Origin of the sequence: Acetobacterium wieringae (assembly GCF_023700225.1) — a bacterium.
Lineage (GTDB): Bacteria > Bacillota > Clostridia > Eubacteriales > Eubacteriaceae > Acetobacterium > Acetobacterium wieringae.
In genome coordinates this window covers 552774-571239 of the sequence record NZ_CP097897.1, presented here as the reverse complement: position 1 = coordinate 571239, position 18466 = coordinate 552774, and the positions used below count along the sequence as shown (strand labels likewise).

10 protein-coding genes are annotated in these 18466 nt (G+C 43.2%); all 10 read right to left on the bottom strand.

The genetic code is table 11. The annotated features are described in order from the left end of the window. Positions 1-30 precede the first annotated feature (30 nt). The gene (gene brxL / locus CHL1_RS02705; protein ID WP_250934569.1) at positions 31-2061 is read right to left on the bottom strand and encodes a protease Lon-related BREX system protein BrxL; all 2031 of its coding nucleotides are present in this window, start codon (positions 2059-2061) and stop codon (positions 31-33) included. A 17-nt stretch (positions 2062-2078) separates the two neighbouring features. Further along, positions 2079-4607, bottom strand: a complete 2529-nt coding sequence (pglZ, locus tag CHL1_RS02700; protein WP_250934568.1) for a BREX-1 system phosphatase PglZ type A — start codon at positions 4605-4607, stop codon at positions 2079-2081. Between the two features lie 34 nt (positions 4608-4641). Next, a complete protein-coding gene (locus CHL1_RS02695; protein ID WP_250934567.1) occupies positions 4642-5265 on the bottom strand; it encodes a hypothetical protein in 624 nt (207 codons plus the stop codon). Next, complete coding sequence (locus CHL1_RS02690; protein ID WP_250934566.1) at positions 5266-6597, bottom strand: AAA family ATPase; 1332 nt, start codon at positions 6595-6597, stop codon at positions 5266-5268. Positions 6598-6745: 148 nt separating this feature from the next. Next, positions 6746-10360 carry a BREX-1 system adenine-specific DNA-methyltransferase PglX gene (gene pglX / locus CHL1_RS02685; protein WP_250934565.1) on the bottom strand — a complete coding sequence of 1205 codons (3615 nt, stop codon included), beginning with the start codon at positions 10358-10360 and terminating at the stop codon, positions 6746-6748. Positions 10361-10373: 13 nt separating this feature from the next. Beyond that, on the bottom strand, positions 10374-13937 hold the full coding sequence (brxC, locus tag CHL1_RS02680; RefSeq protein WP_250934564.1) for a BREX system P-loop protein BrxC: 3564 nt from the start codon (positions 13935-13937) through the stop codon (positions 10374-10376). Between the two features lie 56 nt (positions 13938-13993). After that, a complete protein-coding gene (locus CHL1_RS02675) occupies positions 13994-14569 on the bottom strand; it encodes a DUF1788 domain-containing protein (RefSeq protein ID WP_250934563.1) in 576 nt (191 codons plus the stop codon). A gap of 1 nt (position 14570) precedes the next feature. Then, positions 14571-15164: a DUF1819 family protein gene (locus tag CHL1_RS02670; protein ID WP_250934562.1), complete on the bottom strand. Its 594-nt coding sequence runs from the start codon at positions 15162-15164 to the stop codon at positions 14571-14573. A 197-nt stretch (positions 15165-15361) separates the two neighbouring features. Next, positions 15362-16909 carry a glutamine-hydrolyzing GMP synthase gene (guaA, locus tag CHL1_RS02665; RefSeq protein ID WP_250934561.1) on the bottom strand — a complete coding sequence of 516 codons (1548 nt, stop codon included), beginning with the start codon at positions 16907-16909 and terminating at the stop codon, positions 15362-15364. An 8-nt stretch (positions 16910-16917) separates the two neighbouring features. Further along, entirely contained in the window at positions 16918-18375 is a 1458-nt protein-coding gene (guaB, locus tag CHL1_RS02660) for an IMP dehydrogenase (protein WP_070369496.1), read from the bottom strand. Between the last annotated feature and the right edge of the window lie 91 nt (positions 18376-18466).

The window sequence follows — 18466 nt, the reverse complement described above, 5'->3', positions numbered from 1 at the left end:
GTATTTTAGGCTTTCTTATTATTTCTTTTTCTACTCCACTCCCAGCGCCTTAAACACTGCATCCTCCGGGCTCTGGTAAAAAATCAGATTAAATTTACCCATCAGTTCCGGTGGCACCGAGACCATATCCACGGTGGAAGCAATCGGCAGCAGCACCTTTTTGGCCCCACTATCGAGGCAAACCTGAAGTACATTAGCCAGTTCTTCCACTTTCATAATGGTTCCCCCCATACTGAGATTGCCAAGAATCGCTAGGCTGCTGATCACCGGTTTTTTCATCGCCGCCGAACAGAGGGCCACCAAAGCTGCCAGGGTCAACTGACTGGTGATGCCGAGTCCGTTCAAATCCTGTAAATGCATGAGATAATCTTTGGTGGTCATGCTGATGGTACCGCTGATATTGCGACTGTTGGCCTTTAAATAGCGATAGGCGGTTTCAATTGCTTCTTTGGCGTCGCGATCCGATCCAAAACCGGTCCGTTCAAATTTGCCAGAGCCGGCAACCATTTCAGTTTCCAGCTTAAAGACGCCAATCATCCCGGATTTTCCCCGGCTGACAGTATAAACCTGCCCGGGTTTATGCAAACCTTCGGGGATTAGTTTCCCGCCGCCCTGTTCCGGTATCGGAACAAACTCTTCACCAAAGCTTTCATTGTCAATATAGGAGAAATTCACATCATAGAATTCCATGCCGCCAATTTTTTTCAGTTGTTCCTTGACCCGACGACGGCTTTCAAGAGCCAGACGGAGGATTTCCTCAACCCCATCCTTATCGCATTTACCATGGGGATAGACTAATTTCATCAGGCCGGACGCCATCTTCCTTACGGCAATCACATCCCGCTGATTGAGATTATTCCCCAGTTTGAAATAAGGGTCAAACATGTCTGAATAGGATGTTTTTCGAAGCTCCCGCAAAAATTCAGACAGATAATCAGTAATCAAACCATACTCGTTAGTGAAAAATTCCGGTCGGTATTTGGGAATCTCCCAACCGGGAACATAACAGTGCATCCGATCAAAAAAAGCACTGTCACAAGCCATCGCCTCGGGGAAGGGCTCGAAGAGGTGCGAGGTTTTTAAGAGCACATCGACACTCTGATTAATATTACCGACAAACACCATCGAAGCTGAGGCATTCTTTTCTTCCATACCCCGGGAAAACGAACCCGAAGCCATATAATCCTTCATGATCTGAACGCCGTCTTTATCTTTAAAGGCAATCCCAGCTACTTCGTCAAAGGCGACACAGTCCCACATTCCCACCAGTCCCACTGTTTTGTTGGACATATTGTAAAAAAGATTTGCGACCGTGGTTTGACCGCCAGAAACGAGGATGCTGTTGGGCGAGATTTCTTTATAAACATGGGACTTTCCTGTCCCCCTGGGGCCCAGTTCACAAAGATTGAAGTTGTTCTCAACCAGGGGAATCATCCGGGTTAATAGCAGCCATTTCACCCGGTCATTAAATTTGTCTGGTTCCATCCCAATCGAGCGCAGCAGCACATCAATCCATTCATCCTTGGTAAAGCGTTCCCGGCCGCGAATGGCTTCATCTAAATCCAGGTTTGGCATCTGGATGGGGGTCAGCTTTTGAATGATAAAGGGACATCGGCTTCTGTCCCCTTCATCAAAAAAGTATTCCAACTGAATAATGCACCAGATTCCGCCGCAAAGTAACCGCTCATAATCCGAGGCATACTGTTCCGGCACCGGGATATTTTTTATGCCCAGATTGGAGAACTCCGCTTCATAGACATCATTGCGAAAATTCAGTTTTACCGAAACATTGTCAATTACCGTATAAGAGCCACGCTCCCGAAGTTTTGAAATAATCTTCTGTGCTTCATCCGGCCTGACAAAATTATCCGACAAAATATTCTTCACCGTCGCAATCCCCTGGGTAATGAGCTCTTCGTCAGTGGTTGAGCAATACATCCCCAACAGGTACTCCAGTACATAAATGGGGACATTGACACCCTCTTTGATTTTTTTGGTCAGATCCTTGCGCACGATTTTCCCAGCAAAATTTTCGATTAGCTTTTCAGATAATGCATTCATTTAGTCATCCTTACTTTCTAAAATCCGAAATCATCTGCAAAGGCAATATCGATGATAAATTCATGTCGTGCCACTTCCATCTCCGATCCGACATCCTTCATGACCAGATCGTACTTTTCATCTTTTGAATACTTCTGATTTCTAAAGATAAATTTTTCTTTAAACATGCGATTATCAACGTCCCGGTCTTTTCGATCCGCCACGATGATTTCCCGGTCGGATATTTTATCGCCGGACGCGTTTTCAAAGTAAACTTCAATCCTGGCTGGCCGCAGACGATCGGTAACAGCCTCTTTTTGAAGAAAATCCAGATAGACAATCAGGTTGTTAATCTTGCGGGTCACCGAGGTTAGGACAACCTCGACATTTTCGACGTTTTGCTTTCTTTTTTCGGTCTTGACTTTTATCAGTGGAATCACCACTTCCTGAAGACTGGCGCCACCGTGGACAAAGTTATGCCCGCCGCCCGGGGTTTTGAAAATATCGACACCGCGGGGAACGGTAACCAATACATCGCTGTTCTGGGTTCCGACATAGTCCAGTGGATAGGTCAACGTGCCCTTTAAGTCCGGCAATTCATTAGAAAGAATGAACCGCTTATTGATAAAGTCGCCGGACTGTTTCGACAATGTTACCTTATCACTTTCGTCCAATTTATCCCGCTTGTAAATAAAGCCATGATCGGCGGTGATGATGTAATTGGTAATCGATTTATCGACGGTCAGCTTTTGAATCAAATTCATGAGTTCACTGACCGTCTCATCTACTGCCATAAACACTTCACTTTCTGTGGCCATATGATCGCCCCGGGCATCAATTTGATTATGATAGATCGTGATCAGCTCCTGTCCGGTCATCAGTTTGCGGACGGACTCCCGATTCATCGCCATCACCGCCTGATAGCTGGCAACAAGCGATCGCGGATGACGGGTTTTTAAGATCTTCTCCCGCTGTTCACTGGATAAACAGGGCATCCCATCGACCAGCACTTCACTGGCTGAATTAATGGTCAGGGATTGATGCGGCAGCAGCGCCGCCATACCCAGGCGGGTAAAAGATGGCAACACTGAAATCATCGGACTGATTTCCGATTTGGTGTTTGCCCGCTCATTCAGTCGTTTATCAAGTTCAACCCCAACTTCATAACGGAGGGCATCGGAGATAATCACCACGGTTACTTCTCTTTTTACCACCGTTGCGACCTGCCGTTGATAGAAATGCCACTGTTTTTCGCCAGCCAATTGATGCCAGCCACTGACCTTTTCCAGGGTATCCGCCCAGGCAATCGACAACTTCAACAGATAGTCATTCGTATACAAGTTTTCAACCCAGCCTCTTAATTGATGCAATGCCTCATCGCCCGGGATTTTGTCATAAGCTGTATAGAAACCGCGGTAATAGCGGTCGATGCTCTCCCATTTTGTGGCATACATCTGAATAAATCCATCAGCATTCCCTACTTCAAGCAGTTCTTTTGAAAATGCCTGAATACCGCCAACCAGCTGATCGGCCTTATCCAAAGCTTTGTAATGGTGCTGATAGGTTTTGGAAAAGTGTTTTCGGGCGCTACGGTTTCTGATCATTTCCCGGTCTTCCTCTGGCAGCGGGGCGCCCCGATTGACCAGGTCTTCGACCACCGCCTTGATGATAAGAACATCAAAGGCTGCGAAGGTGTCACACTCAAAATATTTCTCAGTCGGAACCGAAGCCAAAAAATCATCGATTTTTAATTTCCGGCCAATTTCTCTGGCGATTTCATCATAGCGATCCTGCAAGTAAATATTATTCATAAAATTAGACACAAAAATAGCTACATCGTTTTTCTTATGCGAAACAAAAGGCTGCCAGCTTTTTGGCAGTTCCCCGGTAAACGAATTGGCAGTATGGGTAACCAAAAGCGTGGCAACCAACTTTTCAAAGCTTTTGTTTTCCTCTGTATAACCATAATATTTAGCACACAAGGCCCAGAAACTGGACAACAGATCCATTTTTTCAAATTCAACCAAATATTTGTTCTCTTTTAATCCACCACGATTAATCATTTTTTTCAAAATCTCATCCAGACTGGGGGTTGTCTCTCCTGCCATCACGGCAAGCAGTCCGATTTCAATGATTTCCGGATTATATTCTTCAATCCCTAAAGCAACAAACTTATCAATCCGTTCATTGGATTTCCAGAATTTTCCGTAATGGGAAAGCTGTTCCTGATACTTTTCCGGGATAGCATAGGTACTGCACAGCAGCGAAACGCGATCCGTGAAAAATTGCCGGGAATAATAAGCAGTATCTGCCAAATGGTTATCCTTGTCCGCTGGCTTAGGGAAGGGTGCATAGATCAGGTAATTGTTGGTCAGATCCTCACACTCAAATAAAAACTTGGTGTATAGCGTGTTGTCCCCGGTTAAACGATAGATCGTTGCATTGTCCAAGACCAGACTATCAACATCATTGATAAACTCGCCCTTATCATCGTACCAGAAAACAAGCCTTCGACTATCTCCCTGAAATTTTTTATTTATTTGTTCTTGGATGGTTTGCAGATTCATACGTCACTCCCTTATCACTTCAAAACCCATGCATTTATATCGAGTATTCCCCCAGTAACGTAGTTTGATCATCAGATCTGATCATTTTTATTTTGGTATGTCGAAATGCATCATATTGACCAAAATTGAGCTCTACAATTCCAGTGTCCCATTCTTTTTTGATGTCGATTAATTTTTCTCCCAGTTTCGGTGCGTAGCTTTTCAAATCTGTTGTCTTACCCGGCCGGTCTGTAATTTCAGCATTTTCATATGTTGTATACAGTATCACTTTATCAATTGTAATTCCAATAAAAGCTGCAATCGCCTTGGCATTTAAATAGCTGGCTCTAAATTTCTGCTTGACCTCAATCCATTTTCTGTTCTTGATAGAACTCTTCATTTCAATCAAATGCAGTTCCCACTGATCATCTGTTTTTCTGAAAATCAAGTGATCCACACTTCTATTCATACCAATTGTTTTGTCTGGTCTAACAAAATTACATTTACCCCGGTTATCAAAATCTTGAATACAGAGATTATCCCCAGTGATTTTGATTTTTAATTCACTTTTGCCACTATCACACATTTCTTTTAGTAGATATTCTTCCGATTCCGCATCAAAATATTTTTCTGCAATAAAATGATCCAGTGCATACTGAATTCTTGTCTCAGATATCATTTAATCCTCCTGAAATGCATATACTTCATTGACCAAGTTTTCCAATGCTGCATTAAAAGTGGGGACAACAAAGCCGTATTCGTTCGATTCCAGCGATTCAATAGTGGTCTTTCCCTTATTGTTGGAGTTAAATTGATACATCGTGATCATTTCTCTGCTGATCATATCGTCTTCTGAATAAGAATATTCTTCCATCAATTTAGCTTTATCCGCATTGTTATCCAGTTTTATCATATTGTTGATATGCTGTAAAATGGTATCACTGTGGGTGGTAAGCCAAACTGGGATCCCACTATTCACTAATTTTATAATCAATTTTGCCATCTCCCATTGGAGTCTTGGATGCAAATGCGCTTCTGGTTCTTCAATAATCATGGTATTAAATTGAATATTTGATTTTAACAATAACAGCAAGGGCGAAACCTCAGCCACCACCGAGGATGAAATATAAAGGGGAAGCTCTTTCTCTGATCCCGCTGGTATATAATTAAAAGTCGGTGCGTATTCTTTTTTGATTGCTATTTTTCCGCCAATCATCCGCTCCTCAATAAACTCGATCAATTGCTCATTCTTTTTCGGGATTTTGCTGACATTTTCAAATTTTAATATCAATCTCAGAAAATCAACGTAGGGCATGGTCAAGGTGCTACTGTTACCCGTTTCATCCGTTCCTGAAAAGCTGTTGGTCAACGATGCATCCAGCAGCTGCAAATAGGTTAGCATAAACCCTGTACGAGAGGCTGGCAGGTAAACCGGCTCGCCATTTCTTCGGCCTTTGACAACCGGTGTATAAAGAGGCGCGGCGATTCCTTCCATGACAATATTCCAACAAAAATAAACGCAGGTTATAAAAATATCTTCTTTGGTATGGTTTTCTTTTAACGGAATCGTGATGGTATTATTCCTAAATGAATAGCGTACCCCATCATTGTTCCACTTCATTGATAAAGAATCTTTGATCGAATAGTCACGAATTTCTATTTTCCCGATTTCCATCTCATAGTTGAATATTTTTTTTGTTAATGCTTTAGCATTTTTTGCCAATATCTGGTTAAACCAGTCAATAAAAATCTGTATTTCCAAATTTGATAATTGCATGTCCTTGCCAATATTCTTTTTTACAAAGGTTTCGCAGGCTTTATAACTGGCCGACTCCGATGGTTTGGACGGAAAATAATCTTTGCTGTAAGTCAACAAGCCCCACAGCAAGCTCATTAAATAGCTTTTTCCGCTATTGTTATCTCCGACAAAACACATCAGCGGTGCTATTTTTATATCGGCTGAAACAATTTTAGCAAAGTTTTCAACATGGAGCGTCCATTCTTTTTTCATCACATATACCTCTTTTCTGAAATTTCTTAGATTGTTAAAGCCTTATTTTATCGGCATTTTTTTATGTCTCTATTTAAACTATTCTATCACCATTTTCAGGTCGTGTAAATTTTGCCCTTACACCGATCGGTCATTTTGCCGAAAGAGTTTATATCTTAGCCAGCAGATTAACCTTAACCGCTTTCTTCCCTTCACTGGCGACTTCGACATCCTGGAATTTGGCGTAGTTCACCTTGACCCCGTCATCCAGATCGATTTTGATGCGGCTCAGGGCGATGTGGGCGATGGCCTGGTCATAAAGCCTGGTTTCGGCCAGTTGCTTGATCAGTTTTTCTTTTTTCTTCACTGCTGCAGCTTTCTCCGCGGCTGGAGCTTCACTAGCGAGGATGACATTGCAGTGGTTAAGACTATCTTCCAACTTGGCCTGGATTTTATGAAGGTAATCGGTTCGCACCCGGCCGACTGTGTCCTGATCATAACGGTGCATATAGATTAGCGCTTTAAAACCGTTTTCTTTGCCGCTATCAAAGAGCCAGTAGATCGGACGTTTCTGATAAATTTTAAGATGGTCTTTATAGAAATCTTTGAGGAAATAATTCCGGATGATCTCTAGGGAGTTGTTGCCCTTATTCCCCAAGGCACCGGCAATAAAGTCCAGATTTTCTTCCAGAGATGCTTCCCCATAAACCACTTTGACAAAGTTGACTAGTCGAGCCACCATATCATCATCAAAATATTCCTCATCGGTAATGGGAATGATATTGTCCGCATCTGGAATGATTGTGGTGTATTGTTCGGCTTCCCAGTCCCCACCGGCATAGGCAAGACCTTCTATATCCAGAGAATAGCGACCCAGCATACAGCCCACTGCATAAGAAATCAGAGAGCGGATATCCCGGCCCTGATCGGCCTTGCGGATGGTGACGTCTTTATCTTCAACCTCCGGAGTAAGCTCGTCTTCCAGACAATAAATTTCGATAAAGATCCGGTTGAGTTCTTCTTCGTTGGCTTTGAGTTGGGCGAATTGGTTTTCGGTAAAGGTTTCCCAATTGCTGTAAGCTAGAGCAAGCGAATGTTTGTATGGGATATGAGCCTCTTCATCTTTTCGGAAAACTCTATCATTTTCGAATGATGCATAGTAGCGATTTTCGTGTACTAATAGAGGATGTCGTTTGAAATCCCAGGAAGTTTCAAATGAATCCCAATCATCTTGACAAAAAGTTAAAGTGCTTTTTATTACCAATCTAAAGTCCTCTGTAGGCAATAACACAGCAATACGATTTAGATCATATAATTGTTTGTTCATTGTAGGATTTAAGAAACCTAAGAAATATTTTACTATTTTTGAATTTAATAATCCTAATATTGAAAAATAAAGTTCCTCATCTTTAACAAAAAAACCTTGGACAGCATCATCAAACATTTCATTTCCCATCATTACCCTACAACTTGTTCCTGCTGATGTAATTTTGGAAAATGCTATCCCTTTTTTGAACATAAATCCTAAATTTTGAGGTCTTGATAGTAATTTTCCATTCTTATCTTTAAAGTTCTTTATTTCCTCGCCATTATTATTCCAGTTAATTATTTTTTCAAAATTACCATACCATTTTCTAAAATCACCACCTTTATGGCATGGATACCAAAAGTTACTTCTTTTATCTAATGATACTTTTTGAATATTTACTTCATACCAATATTTTATAAATAATTCCACATCTCCAGTTGCCAAACCTTTTTTTACATTAGTTACATCAGCAAGTATCTTAGCACTATCATAAATTTGATATATTCTTTTACTCACCCAGTAAGCAATTGGCATTCCAGGAATTTTTTCAAAATTCTCTTGTCTTGTTGAAAATCTATAACCACAATTTCTATTCTTAACTGCTTCTAACGTTTTAGGTGCTTGAACATCAATACCTTTAAAGTCCGAAAGTTTAATATATTCGCCTGGTATATTCGAACAAAAATTTCTCAATGTAAATGTACATACTGGCACACAGGCAGCTTCAAACGCATTATATTCTAACTGAATTAGAGAAGATATTGTGGTATTATTGATCAAATAACTTCTTGTTTTTTCATAACTACTGATAAACATCCAAACGAAAGGCGTAATTAACCCAATATGACCATTCTTTTTACATATTTGACTGCATTTAACCATAAATGCTGAAAACATATCGCTTTTATAGTCGGAATATTTTGCTTCAATATATTTTTTTAAATTGGCTGGCATATATTTTGTGTTCAAGTATGGTGGGTTTGTACAGACTATTTCATATTTGCTCACCAAAATCTCTGCCTGTTTTAGCAAAGGTACAAAGCGATTTCTTATATCATCCTGAGCAATCCGATCCATAATATTGTCATAAACCGTTTCATTAATCTCTTTTATCCTTTTGCTTAATGCCTCAAAATCCAGCAGCGGCATTTCCAGAATACTACCGTATTCTTTGGCATCCGTAAACACCTCAATAAGCGCTTGGGTATCTTTTAAAAAACTTTCATTCCCATCTGCAATAAAGTTGCTCAGTTCCGATTTAATCTCATTGCTCTCATTAATAACACAAATATTTGTTTTTATTCTACTGGTTAAAATCCGGCGGTTGTATTTTCGCCCCTTCATCATCACGGCAAAATAGGCTAGTTGAAAAGCCCGGTCATCAATGTCCAGGCCATAGAGGTTCTTTTCAATAATCAGTCTGGCGGCATCCCGCTGGGTATAACCGCAGCTTTCATAAATCTGCATCAGCACTTCAAAAGCATAAACGAGGATATGACCGCTGCCCATACAAGGATCGATCACTCTAATGTCTTCCGGGCTGAGATTTTTTCCATTCTGGCACAGGATTTCCAGCTGTGCCAGTACCTCCGGTTCCTGTTCGATTTCATCCAGATAGTATTTCCAGTCCGCTTTCAGACTGGCGTTATCATGGCCTTCCAGCCATAGCCTACCCAATGAGTTTTCCACCATATACCGAACGATCCAATCCGAAGTAAATAGCTGGGTGACAAATGGTATCTCTTTAGATTTATAGGTTTTTTTCGCATTAATAAGAACCTCTTTGGGTTCAGCAATATAATACTGATACATCCACCCGATAATCTCAACCGCATCCCGAAAATCGGCCTCATCGATCTTAAGCAGATCCCGAATCACGCTGTCTTCTTTAGTATAGGAAATATCCAGCAGAATTTCGGTATAATGACGGTTGGCTGTTGAAGTATTCTCAAACAATTCCGGCAGGATTTCTCCAAGGGCGTTACACTGTCTGATCAAAAGCATCCGAAAAAGATTATCCAACTCGTTTTTCATTTTAAGACTCAGGATCTCATCCTTTTCAGCAGCAGTAAAATCCAGTTCAATATCGGGCGCCAGCGTTACCAGATCGGGTTCAAACTTGTCTTTTGTTTCTGAGGACAATACCCGCACCCGGGTGGGAAGATAGTCGTTGACTTCCATAAAGCGGATCGCGATGATCCGGTTAAACCAGGTATAGGCTACCTCTTCCATGACGGTGTTGTAGCCTTTTTCTTTGATCTGGCTGATCAGGTTTTCCCGTTGCAGCAGTTCTTTGCCAGCCAATTTTGTTTCCGTCCCAAAATGGGTGGGAAACACGGCAAAGCCGCTACCGGTGGTAATGGCCGTGGTGATATTGTCTTCGGTAATCCCTATTTTTCCGGCCTTGTCTTTAACCGAGGCAATCAGTTTTTTTCGCGCCCCAACGGCAAATTCTTTAATGGCGGTCTTATTCATATGCTGGGCTCCCTTAAATGGTCAGATTGATGATGGTGTCATCGCTGCAGTTCAGTTCTTTTAATAATTCGCTTTTCACCGTCTGGATAAAGTCTTCCACGTCGCTTTCCTTTTCGATGGTGATGGTCGTAGGAATTTGCATGGCTTTCAGCTTGACGATCTTCATTTTTTTAGGTGGTGGCTCCGCTACCGTTTCGCCCCCGACCGGTGAGGGTGGGTAAACCACCGCGATGGCGTTTTTGTAATCCACAATCTCATGAATAAAGCGTTCTCTCAGGGTTTCGCTTTCGTAACGGATATTTTTTACCGTCGCTATTTCGTTGGAACCTTCCAGCTTATCGATCAGTTCCCGAAAGGTTTTAATATAGCGGCTTTCAAATTTTTCCTTAACTTCCATCAGTGTCAGTTGGGCCAGCACATCTCTTTCGTCATTTAAAACAAGCGCCCGGATCGGTTCGACTTCAACGGCAATCAGGGCACTATGGCGTTTGGCATAGCGGCTTAGAGCGTCCGGTAGTTTAAAAATGTCATTGTAGGGGCTGGGCTTCTGGGCAACCTGCCTGATTTCTGCAATGGTATCCCTAAGTTCCTCATCGACAATATAGTTTTTGCTGTTTTCATAGATATCCAGATAGTTAAAGGCGGTTTTGAGAATCTTTTTTTGTTCGCTGTTAAAAAAGCTGATAATTGGTTCCAGATCATCCCCCAGATCCAGGAGGTCATCGCGGTGGTCATGGACATGTTTGAAAAATATCAGGGCATTGGTCATATTTATGATGCTTTCCAGCATTGCTTTTCCACTTAAAAGAATGGCCTTACCCGGGAAACGTCGTTCAAAGCGGTATTCTATTAGCAGTGCATCTATTTCTTTAAGTTTACTTTTTGCCCGGGATTTGAAGGTTTTGATAATGGTGTCTTCTTCATCTTCAATAGCTGTCATCGCGAAGAGACCCTTCATCACTTCTTTAACCGATTTTATCTGTACCTCAGTGGGATGTTCCCGTTTTTCAATTAAGAGTTTGTCGGCAAACTCGGTTTTGGTCAGCAGCTTTAGCAGATCTTTAGGGTCGGCTTCGACCGGGGACAGGGTTTCACTGTTTAAAATCAGGCTGGCCTTTCCCTGTTTAAAGAGCATCGCGACCAACCAACGGACGTCCCAGTCAATAAACCCGTAGGGGGCATCGGAAAAATGTTTGATCAGGGATTTTAAGGAAATTCTGGTGTGCCGGGACAGCAGCTCAATGGCGTTTAATAGATCCTCCAGCGCCAGGTTGTTGGCCGCCGGGGCATTGGAATCGCCCATGACAATCTGGCCGGTTGACTTGAAAAGCTGCTCAATATCGGCAGACTGGGGCTGGGTTTCCATATAATAGAGCTTGTTGTAGCGGGCATTGACCAGCTTACTTAATCCATCATTAATCCGGCTTTCCGGGTCTTTGGCCGGAATATTGGTCTTATCGCCAGACACGTAAATATCAGCATGTTTAATCGCTTCTTCAATAAAAATCCGGATCCGCTGTTTCTTTTCGCCGAGTTCATCCTCTTTAGCCCGTTTAATGCTGGCAAAGTTCTTCTCCAGCTCCACTCCTTTTTTAGTCAAGTATTTACTGATTTTCAATTGCTCGATAATTTCATCCAGAAAGGTGGCGTCGCCGGGGAGGTGCACCAGCACCTGGGGCTTCTGGGCCGACAGCATCCGGAGGGTTTCGGTTTTGTAGTCGTCATCATGATAGGGGGTAATAATCTGAACTGCCATTTCCTCGGATTGGTTGTTCTTAAAATACCGTCCATCGACAATCTGGTTATAGGGAAAATGGTAGCGGTTATTGTAGCGGTATTTGTTTTCTTTAATGATACCCTGAAAGATGATCGCGGCGGCTTCGTTGATGATTTCGCCCATTTCCACCGCTTCATTCTGAATCGCCCGGTTAATATCCTGCTCTTCGTTGGTCAAAAACATATAGACCTCGCCGTTTTTCTGAACCAGGGTCTGGGCAATCAGGCGGCTTAGCGAGGCCTCTACTTTTTTTCTGAGGTTGATCCGGTCATCATCAACGTTTGACACCATCAGGGTGGTGATGTTTTCGGTATTGGCTTTAATCTCTTTGACGTGTTTGATCATAAAGAGAATCTTTAACAACTCCACATCCTGCGGCTTCAGCAGGGTATTTTCTTCAGCCTGCTTAATGACAATGCGGTGGGTGTGGTCAATAAATTGATCCAGGGCGTTGTAAAAGGTATAAAAGGGCACCAGCGCTCCTTCGGTCGCTTCCATCAGAGACATCGCCGATTCCTTGAACAAGGCAATCATCGAGCGTTCCCCTTCGGCCAGATGCTTTCCGGAGGCGCTGTGATTACGGATGGCGGTTAAAACCTGTCCTAACAGGTTGAACTGATAAGGGATAAAGGGGTAAACCCCGGCGAACTCGCCACGGTTGCGGTAGAGCTTTTTTTCGACTTCGCCGGAAAAGGTGATCAGGTTTTTGATCACCGATTCTTTTTGGTCGTAATAAAGCTGCAGGGTTATCATCCCGGCCTGATTTTTTTCCAGAATCCGCTTGCGGATGACTTCATCAACGTTGGCGCTGGACAGCGAGAGACGGGTATCAAAGCGACCCTGGATTTTCGAGAAGTCATTGCCTTTGACGGTGACAACAGCATCAATATCCTGCTGACTGGTAACGATCACCCAGGCCTTACCGCCACAGGCTGTGCCCAGATCTTCGGTGACGGTTTGAAGATTGAGCATCAGTCGGGCATCATCAGCTATGTACTGGCCGATTTCATCGACCATAAAGACGACATGATGGTTACTACCCTTTTTGTCACAATAGTGTCGGATCAGGTTGGCAAATTTTTCGATCGAGAGAGTATAGGTGTCAGCAGCTTTCTCACACCAGGTTCGAGCGGCTTCCTCACTCATAATCCCCTGTTTTGCTAAAACTTCCACCAGTTCGTCCTGAATAAAATAGAAGTCCTCCCGGGCATCTTCCCAGGCATTGCCGTAAGCTTGACGATAGGCGGCTTTAAAGCTTTCAAAATTTCCGTCATCAGCGAGTTTACGTTCCAGATCAGCCAGAAAGGGCAGTGAACCGCAGAAGCCCTGCATTTCATTGAAAACCTTCATAAAGACATCGATGATGGCATCTTTTGCGGATTTGGAGTTGGATTCGCTTTTGGAATCGATATTGAAGAGGATCACGTCACTTGAGACATTTTCGGCCAGGCGAATGTTTGCCATAATCATCGGATCATTTAGCTTGCTGCCATCGGTAAAAAACTCGATGGCTTTTTTGCCGTTGACGTCTTTGTTTTCTAACAGATAGGATAAAATCTTGAGAAAGTGGGACTTACCGGAACCAAAGAAGCCGGAAATCCAGACCCCCATTTTATCGGTATGGCCAGCGATGCCATTTTTATAACTTTCGAAAAAGCTGCGGAAATGTTTGAGCAACTCTTTGGTAACCACATATTCATCCAGTTCCTGATAAATGTTGACATCGTCGTCCTGGCCGACTTTAATGACGCCTTTAATATCCCGATCAATCGGTTTGACAAACATCTCTGCAATACGCATCTTTTTCCTCCAAATTTTTTTATTTAACAAGTTTTAGGCGGGTATAACGGGCAGCTTTAAATGAGTTTGAAGGCCCGGTAGTAGTTATCGTCTTTAATGGTACCAAAGAGCTGTAAATCCTGGCCGGAATAAACACCGGGGAAAAACATCACCACTGGCACGGAGTCCAGCACCTGATGAAGATTGTTGAGGACATTGTGGGACCGGACAATCGGATAACATTTTCCCACCCCAGTAATAAAAACCACGGAATGAGCTTGGGTATGCTCAACAATATAGTTGACCAGCAGATTGGTCTTGCTGGTCAAACGGAGCATTTTGATTATGGCCTGATAGGTATAGTCCAGGCCTTTTGTTTGTTCAAACTGGAAGCACTTTTCCAGATAGCCCCGTTCTTTTAAAACGCTGATCACCAGTTGGTAGAGGTCATACTCGACAATCTTTACGCCACTGGCTGATTTGTTAATTTTCGCTTTGAGATAAGCAATGTGCTGCCTGACCTTTAGTTCGTCTTGGGGGGCATAGTCAAAGATGTAGTAACCCACTTCATTGCCCAGGCCTTTGTTTTTTAAAAAATCCTCATTGGTGATTTTTGCTTCGATTTGATCCAATCGAGTTTCGATATTTTTCATGTTACGCCTCTCCGGTTATGGCATTCAGGTAAGGTGTGAAGCCATGATCTTCCAGTAGTTTTCTCAGGTTGTAGTCAACCAGGGGAATGATAATTTTTCTTTGCTCTGCTTCATTTTGAATCACCCCTGCGTCAAGAAGATTCTTTATATATTGCTGCTTTAACTTTTTGGTGGTCATTTCAGTCCATGCTGCCACGGTTTCGTTTTGCTGTTTTTTTTCATCGAAGAAGCTGTTGATCGCTAGGTCGGTGATGACTGTCTCCCCTAAAAGAATCGCCCGGGCGATACACCTGATGAATAAACTCAAAAAAAGCCGATCGGTCTTCATAATGCTGATCAGAATAATCAGTTTAACGGTAGCAATATCACCGGTGACAATCAATTCAAAACAGTCAACGGGCAGACTGTGGAGACGCTTGATGATGACATTGGCTATTTTTCGGGCCCGTATTTCATTTTTAACCTGATAAATATTTTCCGTCTGGGCGAGAACCCGGATCGCCTTAACGTCGGTGCCATCTTTCAAAAGCTGGGCTGTTTTTCGGGTTTCGCTGAGCCAAAATAGGCTTGAAACCATTCCGGCGCTGTATGCCATGGTCTTCCTCCAATTCGGTTTTTGAGATACTGTCATTATTGTACCACTTCTTTAACTATTGATAAACAAAAAAACAAGTGCCTATGATTGCACAAATTTATGCATTTTATCATAACCACTTGCTAATTTTTTAGCGTCTTATTATTCTCTTAATCCCTGTAAACAGAATTTATAGCCGAGAAATGCAATTCAAAACCCTATTCCCACTCAATCGTTGAAGGTGGCTTGCTGGTAATGTCATAGACAATCCGGCTGACATGTTTTACCTCGTTAACAATTCGGGTGGAGATGCTTTCCAGCACATCATACGGGATGCGTGCCCAGTCTGAAGTCATACCATCAACCGAGGTAACGGCTCGCAGGCCAATGGTATAGTCATAGGTTCGTTCATCACCCATAACCCCGACACTACGGTTTCCTGGCAGCACCGCAAAGTATTGCCAGATCTCTTCATCCAGACCGGCTTTGGCAATCTCATCTCTAAAGACAAAATCGGCTTCTTTTAAGATATCCAATTTTTCTTTGGTGACTTCACCCATTACCCGAATGGCCAGACCTGGCCCCGGGAAAGGTTGCCGCCAGACCAGATCGTGATCCAGTCCGATTTCTTCACCGACTGCTCGAACCTCGTCTTTAAAGAGGTTTCTAAGTGGTTCAATCAGTTCAAAATCAACATCATCGGGCAATCCGCCAACGTTGTGATGACTTTTGATGACTGCTGCATTTTTGGTGCCGCTTTCAATCACATCCGGATAAATGGTTCCTTGAAGTAAAAAGTCGATGTCGTTTAATTTGCCCGATTCTTCCTCAAAGACCCGAATAAACTCTGTCCCGATGATTTTTCGTTTTTGTTCCGGATCACTGACGCCAGCTAATTTACTAAGGAAACGATCTTCACAGTTCACCCGGATAAAGTTCATGTGAAAGCGGTTTTTAAAGATCGCTTCAACCTGATCGCCTTCATCTTTTCGAAGCAGGCCATGATCAACAAAAATACAGGTCAGCTTATCACCAATGGCCTGGTGAACCAGGGTCGCTGCCACTGACGAATCAACCCCGCCGCTAAGGGCACACAGCACTCGCCGGTCACCGACTTGTTCTTTGATGGCTTCAATCTGTTCCTGGGCAAAATTATGCATGGTCCATAACCCTTCACAGCCACAGACATCATAGATAAAGTTATTTAAAACTTCTTTGCCGTATTGGGTGTGTTCCACCTCAGGATGGAATTGAACCGCATAGAGCTTGCGTTCGTGACATTCCATCGCCCCGGTCGGACACGAGTCGGTGGTGGCAGTGATACAAAATCCTTCCGGAATGGTCTGGATATAGTTGGTATGACTCATCCAGCAGGTTGATCCATCCGGAATATTTTTAAACAGCACCGAGTCTTGTGAAAAATTCAAGGCCTTTTTACCGTACTCCCGAATATCGGCTGAGTCGGTAACCCCTTTTAGCTGCTCCGCCATCAGCTGAGCGCCGTAACAGATCCCTAAAATGGGAATGCCCATGTTATAAATTTCCGGATCACATTGGGGAGCTCCTGCTTCATGAACACTGGAAGGTCCGCCAGTAAAGATAATCCCTTTGGGATTTTTCTTGCGAATCTCATCGGGGGTGATGTCATAAGGAACAACTTCTGAATACACTTTAGCTTCACGAACCCGTCGGGCAATGAGCTGATTGTATTGTGCTCCGAAATCCACAATGAGAATGATCTCATCTTGATAATGCTTTTTAATCATAAATTCTCCTAAAATTGAGCGCTATTGTAGTTGGGTGATTCTTTGGTGATAGAAATATCATGCGGATGACTTTCAATCAGACCGGCACTGGTTATTTTCATAAACTGCGATTTTTCTCGTAAATCCTTGATGGTCGGGGTACCACAATAGCCCATCCCGGAACGAAGGCCACCAACTAATTGATAAACGGTGTCGGCCAGCGGTCCTTTGTAGGGAACCTTACCTTCAACCCCTTCAGGCACCAGTTTTTTCTGGCCTTCCTGGAAATAGCGATCCGAGCTACCGTCTTTCATGGCCCCTAAAGAGCCCATACCACGGTAGGTTTTAAAGCTTCGGCCCTGATAAATGATGGTTTCTCCCGGACTTTCATCTGTACCGGCAAAGAGACTACCAATCATCACCACATCAGCTCCAGCTCCAATGGCTTTTACGACATCCCCGGAATACTTGATCCCACCATCGGCAATTACCGGAATATCATATTCTTTGGCGACTTCAACCACGTCCAGAATGGCCGTGATTTGCGGAACACCAATCCCGGCAACAACCCGGGTGGTACAAATGGAGCCGGGGCCAATCCCGACCTTAAGAGCATCCACGCCAGCTTCAATTAAATCTTTGGCAGCAGCACCGGTAGCAATGTTTCCAACAATCAGCTGTACATCGGGGTATTTTTCCTTGATCGCTTTAACCGTTTTGACGACCCCAATGGAATGACCATGCGCCGTGTCCACGACGATGACATCAGCCTGAGCGGCTACCAGGGCGTCAACCCGTTCGAAGGTGTTGCTGCTGATACCAACGGCACCACCAACAATCAGTCGTCCTCGATAGTCTTTGGCGGCATTCGGGTATTTAATGCTTTTTTCAATATCTTTAATGGTGATCAAACCCTTAAGATTATTTTCGGAATCCACAATCGGAAGCTTTTCGATTTTGTATTGTTTCAAAATGGCTTCAGCTTTTTCAAGGGTGGTGCCCTCTTCCGCTGTCACCAAATTATCTTTTGTCATGGCGTCTTTGATTTTCTTTTTCGGGTCACTTTCAAAACGCAGGTCACGGTTGGTGATGATTCCCACTAATTTTCCTTCGATGGTAATCGGAACACCAGAAATTCGGTAGCGGGACATCAGTTCCAGCGCATCTCCAATATTATGTTCCGGCGATAAAAAAAACGGATCAACGATAACCCCGTTTTCTGAACGCTTTACCTTATCAATTTCAAAAGCCTGTTCTTCAATCGTCATGTTCTTATGAATAATCCCGATACCACCTTCTCTAGCCATGGCAATGGCCAATCGTCCTTCGGTGACGGTATCCATGCCGGCGCTCATAATGGGAATATTCAGAGCAATTTTCTTTGTCAGACGGGTGCCGGTGTTAACGTCTCCTGGCAACACTTCGGACTTCCCTGGGATTAACAATACATCGTCAAAGGTAATGCCTTCCTTTAAAATCTTCTCCAACCTTGTACTCCTTTCAAATTTAACACTCGCTTAGATACAAAAAAAGCAGACAATTGGCCATTGCTTTTCATCTGCTTCATGTATGTTCTGT

Coding starts and splice junctions, on each gene's coding strand:
- CHL1_RS02675 (WP_250934563.1), bottom strand. CDS start 14,569: ATGAAAAATATCGAAACTCGATTGGATCAAATCGAAGCAAAAATCACC.
- CHL1_RS02670 (WP_250934562.1), bottom strand. CDS start 15,164: ATGGCATACAGCGCCGGAATGGTTTCAAGCCTATTTTGGCTCAGCGAA.
- pglX (WP_250934565.1), bottom strand. CDS start 10,360: ATGAATAAGACCGCCATTAAAGAATTTGCCGTTGGGGCGCGAAAAAAA.
- guaA (WP_250934561.1), bottom strand. CDS start 16,909: ATGATTAAAAAGCATTATCAAGATGAGATCATTCTCATTGTGGATTTC.
- pglZ (WP_250934568.1), bottom strand. CDS start 4,607: ATGAATCTGCAAACCATCCAAGAACAAATAAATAAAAAATTTCAGGGA.
- CHL1_RS02695 (WP_250934567.1), bottom strand. CDS start 5,265: ATGATATCTGAGACAAGAATTCAGTATGCACTGGATCATTTTATTGCA.
- CHL1_RS02690 (WP_250934566.1), bottom strand. CDS start 6,597: ATGAAAAAAGAATGGACGCTCCATGTTGAAAACTTTGCTAAAATTGTT.
- brxL (WP_250934569.1), bottom strand. CDS start 2,061: ATGAATGCATTATCTGAAAAGCTAATCGAAAATTTTGCTGGGAAAATC.
- brxC (WP_250934564.1), bottom strand. CDS start 13,937: ATGCGTATTGCAGAGATGTTTGTCAAACCGATTGATCGGGATATTAAA.